Consider the following 7,763-nt stretch of genomic DNA (forward strand, 5'->3'; position numbering starts at 1 on the left):
GCCTACCCCAAAGGCAGCAACGATATAGAGTCGAGTGTTAAGCGTATTCCAGGCTTTATAGAAGAAGTAAAAAAGCACGGGGTAAAAATAGTAGACTCAGTTAAAGCTTTGTTAAAAGAAGTAGATGTGGTGTTGCTGGAAACCAACGATGGGCGACCACGGCTGGAGCAGGCCATGGAAGTAATAAAAGCCGGTAAGCCCATGTTTATTGATAAGCCGGTAGCTGCTTCTTTACACGATGTAGTAGCTATTTATGAGGCTGCCAAACAAAAAAATGTACCGGTGTTCTCCTCCTCATCGCTTCGTTATTTAGCCGGCGTGCAGGAAGCCGCGCAAGGTAAAGTAGGCAAAGTCTTAGGTGCCGATACGTTTAGTCCGGCTACTTTAGAGAAAACGCACCCTGATTTATTCTGGTACGGTATTCACGGCGTAGAAACCTTGTTCTCGGTAATGGGCACGGGATGTAAAAGTGTAATCAGAATTAATAATCCTACTACCGAAATTGTAGTTGGTACCTGGGCCGACGGGCGAGTAGGCACTTTCCGGGGAACCCGTTCGGGCACCCATGGCTACGGCGGTACGGTTTACGGCGAAAAGGGCAATTTAACCTTAGGCCCCTACGGCGGTTATAATGCTTTATTATCCCAAATAATCAAATTCTTTCAGGCTGGGCAGTCGCCGGTACCAACCGAAGAAACCTTAGAGATTTACGCCTTTATGGAAGCCGCCGACGAAAGCAAACGCCAGGGGGGCAAACCGGTAACCTTAGACAGCGTAATGCAAAAAGCACGTATATAATAATTAAATTAACAATATTCATTGTAGTTGCCAAAGCTATAAGCAGCATAAAAAACACCAGATTATTAATTAAATATTGTTAGCAGTACAGGCGTAACGGCAGCGTATTTGATTCTGGCCTTAAACCGGCGAATAAATAAGGTGAATCTTTTTATGATTCCAGCTTACATAAACCAGAATAATCTTTTTGCCGGCCACGGTAACCGGGTTTTGGACAAAGCGACTATAAGATAACTAAGATGCACGCAGCATGATTGGAAGAAGGATAAAGATTAGTAACGGAAAAATTATTACTAACTGTCGGATTATCGAGGACGGTACAATATTAATTAAAGATGGCGTTATTGAAGCGGTAGCAGAAGGCAACTTAGAAGCTCCGGATGCATTAGAAATAGATGCTCAGGGCAATTATGTCTCGCCGGGGTTTATCGATATTCATGTGCATGGCGGCGGCGGGCACGATTTTATGGATGGTACAGAAGAAGCCTTCCTGGAAATTGCGAAAACCCACGCCCGGTATGGTACTACTGCCATGTTGCCAACTACCCTTACCAGTGGTAAAGAAGAATTATTAAATACCCTTGATACATACGAGAAAGCCAATTTAAAAAATCAGGCCGGTGCCCAGTTTTTAGGTATTCACTTAGAAGGTCCTTATTTTGCTTTAAGCCAGCGTGGGGCCCAGGATCCCCGGTATATTCGCCACCCCGATCCGGAAGAGTACAAAGCAGTTATCTCTTATTCTACTTCTATTAAACGGTGGAGTGCCGCGCCCGAATTGCCCGGTGCTATACTTTTTGGCCAATATTTAAGGAAAAATAATATTCTGGCCGCCGTAGCCCACACCGATGCTATTTACGAAGAAGTAGTAGAAGCCTTTGAAAATGGGTATACTTTGGCTACGCACCTGTATTCTGCTATGTCGGGGGTAACCCGTAAAAATGCGTTCCGGTATGCCGGCGTAATCGAAAGCGCCTACCTGCTCGACGAGATGGACGTGGAAATAATTGCCGATGGTATTCACCTGCCGGCGCCATTGCTTAAGCTGGTATATAAAATTAAAGGTGCTGACCGGACTGCTTTAATAACCGATGCTATGCGGGGAGCAGGCATGCCACCGGGCAAAAGTATTCTGGGAAGTAAACACGACGGCTTAGAAGTAATTATTGAAGATGAAGTAGCCAAACTCCTGGATCGTTCTTCTTTTGCCGGCAGCGTAGCCACCGCCGACCGCTTGGTGCGCAGCATGCTTAATCTGGCCAATGTACCGTTATTAGATGCCATTAAAATGATAAGCAGTACGCCCGCGCGTATTATAGGTGTAGCCGATAAAAAAGGTACATTAGCCAAAGGTAAAGATGCTGATATTATTATTTTTAATGATAATATTAATATTCAGCTAACTATGGTAAAGGGCAAAGTAGTTTACCAGAAACAGGAAATAGAAGCGGAGACTTACCTGGAAAAGGTAAGTTTGTAAGCTAAACTTCATTTCCTGTTCTTTACGCAGGGCCTTACATGGGCGAGAATAAAACGACTTTAATGTACAGGAAAGTTACTTTCCTGTACATTGCTTTTTATAAGTAATCCTAAGTTGCTTCTAAAAAGTTGGACATGTACCTTTGATTGTGGAGGCATTTGGGGCAAAAAAGACTTTTTAAATAAATTTTTTTGCTTTTTTTCGTGTACGTGCCCGAAAAAAGTGTTTACTTACTCCTGAATTCCTTTGTACGGTTATCGCCGTGGTTTAGGAGTGAGAATATTCAGATTAATTAATATTGTTTAAGCGCTTTCAGGATTAATATAAAATTGTAAGTTATTCTTGTTACGCCTATTAAAACCTGAATAAAATATTAAACATTTATTTGAAATCTAGCCAGAACAGCTATATGAAGTTAAAAGTTGCTGACCAATCAGTAAATACCACGGGTAAAAACGAAGCGCCAAAAGGGATATTAAAAAGTATTCAGCAGTGGTTATTAGCCCTGGGGCCCGGCCTGATAACCGCCGCCCTGGTATTTGGGCCCAGTAAAATGACAATTACGTCTAAGCTGGGAGCACAGTATGGCTATTCGTTATTGTGGGTGGTTGTGGTAGCCATTGTGTTTATGACTATTTTTACCGCCATGGGTGCCCGCATAGGAGTAGCCACCAAGCAGTCTTTGCTCACCACCATTCGCCAGCAATGGGGTAAAGTAGCGGCCATAATTATTGGCTTCGGAGTGTTTTTGGTTACCACGTCTTTTCAGGCTGGTAACTCAGTGGGCGTGGGCATAGCCTTAGCCGAGGCCACCCAAACCAAACCTGCCTACTGGATAATTTTCTTTAACGTATTTGGCATAAGCCTTTTATTCTTCCGCAGTTTCTACCGGGTACTCGAAAAACTGATGCTGATGCTCATTGGCCTGATGCTCTTTGCCTTTGTAACTACCTTGTTTCTGGCCCAGCCCTCCGTAACCGGCATTGCCCAGGGGCTGATGCCCACGCTGCCAACGGGGTCGTTAGGTTTGGTAATTGCCTTTACGGCATCGTGTTTTTCTATGGTTGGAGCCTTTTACCAAACTTACCTGGTGCAGGAAAGAATAAAACTTAACCCCGAAATTAAAGAAACAAGCCGGAACACGATTACCGGTATATTTATCTTGGGGCTGATGAGTGCCATTGTGCTGATTTGTGCTGCGGCCGTGCTCAACCCACAAGGTATTCAGCTAACCAGTGCCTCCGATATGGCCAAAGCCCTGGAACCATTATTTGGTCATTACGCGGCTACCTTGTTTTTAACCGGCCTGTTCGGGGCTGCCTTTTCTTCGCTGGTAGGTAATGCTACCGTAGGTGGTACCTTGTTGGGCGATGCGCTGGGTTACGGCAGCAGCTTAAACAGCAAAGCCGTCCGTTTTCTTATTGCCTTAGTTATGGTAATAGGTGCCATTATTGCCATTGTTTTTGGTAAACTCCCCTTAGAATTAATTGTTTTGGCGCAGAGCATAACCATTTTCCTGGTGCCATTTATTGGTATTGCCTTGTTTGCCGTAGCCAATAATGCCCAAGTAATGGGGCCGTTAAAAAACACGCCGGCCGCCAAAGTATTTGGCGTTTTGGGCTTGTTGCTGCTGTTTGCGCTGGCCGCCAGCAATGTAAACGAACTCTTTTTAAAGTAAGCTAAACCCCGAGCTTAAGCTTACATATTATAATATATCCCATCAACCTGAATAGTAGCATAGCATTTAAAATTAGTAAAGTAGTAGTCCATGACTGAATTAGAAGCAGTAGAGCAAGAATTATTACGGCCCTCCCAAGCCCTGATATCCGATATGTACCACCTGGAAGGCGACATTATCTTGTTGGGAGTAGCTGGCAAAATGGGGCCCAGTATGGCCCGGCAGGCAAAACAAGCTGCCGAGCAGGCGGGTGTTAAAAAACGCATCATTGGCGTATCGCGGTTCTCCGATAAGGCCATGCAGGCAGAACTGGAAGCCGAAGGCATTGAAACCATAGCCGCTGACCTGCTCAACGAGTCGCACCTGGCCGCCTTGCCCGACGCCGCCAACGTATTATATCTGGCCGGAAATAAATTTGGTACCACCGGTCAGGAAGCATTTACCTGGGCTATGAACACCTATTTGCCTGGCCGCGTGGCTGAGCGCTACCGCGATAGCCGGATTGTAGCCTTTTCTACCGGTAACGTTTTGCCATTTTCGCCGGCTACCGTGGGCGGCCTTTCCGAAGAACAAAGCCCCAATCCGGTTGGCGAATACGGACAATCGTGCTTAGGCCGGGAGCGGGTCTTTAGCTATTTTTCGCAGAAAAACCAGACGCCTATGTTAATTTACCGGTTAAACTACGCGGTAGAATTACGGTATGGCGTGTTGTTGGAAATAGCCAAAGCCGTACAAGAACAAACCCCCGTTGATTTGGCCACTGGCAGTGTTAATGTTATTTGGCAAGGCGATGCCAATGAAATAGCCATCCGGGCCCTGCGGCACTGCGAAATACCCGCAAAAATATTAAACGTAACGGGTCCCGAAACCTTATCGGTGCGTTGGCTGGCCAACCAATTTGGTTTGCTGCTGGGCAAAGAACCCGTTTTTATCAACGAAGAACAGCCTACTTCCTTGCTGAGCAATGCCTCCGAAGCGCACCGGTTATTTGGTTATCCGCGGGTAACTTTGCGCCAGATGATGGATTTGATAGCGGCCTGGGTAAAAGAAGGTGGCAAAACCCTGAACAAACCTACCCACTTCCAGGAACGGCAAGGCAAGTTTTAGCCGGTATAAACGCCCATGTATAATTGGTCTTAAGTAGAGAAATAAAGTAGTAAAAGATAAAATTTAATATATGAATTCACCGCAATTAAGTGCCGGGCAGTTAGCCTTATTACAGCAAGGCACCGTTATTCCGGCGCACCCCCTGGCCCTAAACCAGGACCGGGAATTAGACGAAGCCCGCCAGCGGGGCCTTACCCGCTATTATATGGCTACCGGTGCCGGTGGCGTAGCTGTAGGCGTGCACTCTACCCAATTCGAGATTCGCGACCCCGAAATAAATCTTTACGAACCAGTGTTGCGTTTAGCGGCCGAAGAAATAGCTGCTGCTGGTTTAGAACGGCCGTTTCTAAAAGTAGCCGGCTTGGTTGGTCCTACCGAACAAGCCCTGCAGGAAGCCGCTATTGCGGTTAAACATGGTTATGATATTGGTTTGCTGAGCATGGGCGGCTTACAAGGCTGGACCGAAGAGCAAATATTGGCCAGAACCCGCGCGGTAGCCGAAGTAATTCCGGTATTTGGTTTTTACCTGCAGCCCAGCGTAGGCGGCCGCATTTTTAGCTATAATTTCTGGAAAGAATTTGCCGAGATAGAAAATGTGCAGGCCATTAAAGTAGCCGCTTTTAACCGCTACCAAACCTTAGATGTGGTGCGGGCGGTGTGCAGCTCGTCGCGGCGGGAGCAAATAGCCCTGTATACCGGCAACGACGATAATATTGTAGCCGATTTACTTACCACGTATCAGTTTCAGGTAAACGGCCAAACCGTAGAAAAAGAGTTTGTGGGTGGTTTGTTGGGTCATTGGGCCGTCTGGACGCAAAAAGCAGTAGAACTGTTACAGGAAGTAAAAGCCTGTAAAGCCAACGGCAACCAAGGCATAGCACAATTACTTACCAAAGGCATAGCCGTAACCGATATGAATGCCGCCATTTTTGACCCAGCCCATAGCTTTCATGGCTGTATACCGGGCATTCATGAGGTACTCCGCCGGCAAGGTTTACTCGAAGGGCGTTGGTGTTTAAACCCGGCCGAAGAACTGTCGCCGGGGCAGATGGAAGAAATTGATCGGGTGTGCCAGGCTTATCCGGACCTGGTAGACGATGAATTTGTAAAACAACATCTTGCGACCGAAACCATGGGGGTATAAACCCTGAAATATTTGTTTGTTTGTTTGTCCTATTTAGCCATGTTCAATTAAAGAGGAGCATAAAGTGGAGTAGTATTTAGATCAGAATACTACTCCAGGTTAAATTTATTGCGGCTAGCCAGCTGTTGTAAACGGGGCCATATAAGCACCCCTAAACTATTTAAAACCTTTTCTTTTGCCCGTTTAGATATGATAAATGAAATCGTAACCGATAATTTAAAAGTTAGTATTGCCGAAACCCGGGCGCAGATGGGCGCAGAAGCCGCTACCCTGGCTGCAAACAAAATCCGCGAGCTATTGGCTCAACAAGAATTTGTAAATATTATTTTTGCGGCCGCTCCATCGCAAAACGAGTTTCTGGCGGCCTTGGTGCAAGCCCCCAATATTGCTTGGGAACGTATCCGGGCTTTTCACATGGATGAGTACGTGGGTTTAGCCGATGAGGCTCCGCAGCGTTTTGGCAACTTTCTAAAGGACCGGATTTTCTCAAAACTACCTTTTAAAGCGGTTTATTACTTGAACGGATTAGCCACCAGCATGGCCGAAGAGTGCGCCCGCTATACCGCTTTGCTCGAAACTTATTCAACCGATATGGTTTGCATGGGAATCGGCGAAAATGCCCATATTGCTTTTAACGACCCGCACGTAGCCGATTTTAACGATCCGTATCTGGTAAAAGTAGTAGATTTAGACCTGGCTTGCCGCCAGCAACAGGTAAACGACGGCTGTTTTGCCAACTTAGACGAAGTACCTACGCACGCCTTAACCCTTACGGTACCAGCTTTAATGCAAGCCGATTTTGCATTTTGCATGGTGCCCGGCCCTACTAAAGCGCAAGCGGTTTACCATACCTTAAAAAGCGAGATTACCGATTTATATCCTTCTACTATTTTAAGAAACCACCCGAACGCTATTTTATTTTTAGATAAAGACAGTAGTGCTTTAATCTAAACCAATTAACATAATTTAAAATAAAAGCCAGGTAACTTTTAGTTGCCTGGCTTTTATTTTGGCCCACAGATTTTAAACTTATAACAGGCTAGAACTTATACCCAATAGTAAAAAGTGTATTCCATAGCAGCCCAGCAAAAAGCTTCCGCAACCGGTTATTCTGTCAACAATCTTCTGCGTGGGAGGTATAAACAGGTAATAAACAGAACGCTGAATTTGCCTGTTACGCTTTCCAGGCAGAAGATTCTCGCCGGGAATGACTGGTGGTCAGGGAATAATTTGTATTTCCCTTTTGGAGGCGTTTTTTACTAAATGGAATAATATTCAGTGCGCATTTAATAAACGCAAGTACATCCCTGTAAACACGTTTATTTTATTTACAGCGCAATTCCTCTTTAATATGAAGCTGTTTAATATAAGTGGAAAAGCGAAAAATCCGCTGCCATTGGTGGTGTTATCACTGCCAATCCATAAGCCTTTGCCTTTTTCTTTCCTAGTCCACTACGGTCAGAGTTAAATTATTTGCCAATCTTTATTTACTAAACAGGTTTATATTAGTAAAAAGACAGTTTAATATTTTTCGATCTTAATTTATTTGCCCGAGC

Annotated in this window: 6 protein-coding genes; all 6 read left to right on the forward strand. The window is 45.3% G+C overall.

The annotated features are described in order from the left end of the window. Positions 1-798, forward strand: a 798-nt coding sequence (locus ACO1R6_RS01860; RefSeq protein WP_486261765.1) for a Gfo/Idh/MocA family protein, incomplete at its 5' end; no start/stop codon positions are given. Positions 799-1,048: 250 nt separating this feature from the next. Continuing rightward, positions 1,049-2,278, forward strand: a complete 1,230-nt coding sequence (gene nagA / locus ACO1R6_RS01865; RefSeq protein ID WP_486261766.1) for an N-acetylglucosamine-6-phosphate deacetylase — start codon at positions 1,049-1,051, stop codon at positions 2,276-2,278. 409 nt (positions 2,279-2,687) lie between these two features. After that, positions 2,688-3,956 (forward strand): Nramp family divalent metal transporter, encoded by a 1,269-nt coding sequence (locus tag ACO1R6_RS01870; RefSeq protein ID WP_486261767.1) that lies wholly within the window; start codon positions 2,688-2,690, stop codon positions 3,954-3,956. Positions 3,957-4,046: 90 nt separating this feature from the next. Beyond that, positions 4,047-5,063 (forward strand): NAD-dependent epimerase/dehydratase family protein, encoded by a 1,017-nt coding sequence (locus tag ACO1R6_RS01875; protein ID WP_486261768.1) that lies wholly within the window; start codon positions 4,047-4,049, stop codon positions 5,061-5,063. A gap of 70 nt (positions 5,064-5,133) precedes the next feature. Continuing rightward, complete coding sequence (locus tag ACO1R6_RS01880) at positions 5,134-6,207, forward strand: dihydrodipicolinate synthase family protein (protein WP_486261769.1); 1,074 nt, start codon at positions 5,134-5,136, stop codon at positions 6,205-6,207. 189 nt (positions 6,208-6,396) lie between these two features. Further along, positions 6,397-7,158 (forward strand): glucosamine-6-phosphate deaminase, encoded by a 762-nt coding sequence (locus ACO1R6_RS01885; protein ID WP_486261770.1) that lies wholly within the window; start codon positions 6,397-6,399, stop codon positions 7,156-7,158. Positions 7,159-7,763: the final 605 nt, after the last annotated feature.

The sequence above is a fragment of the Adhaeribacter sp. genome (genome assembly GCF_057359045.1).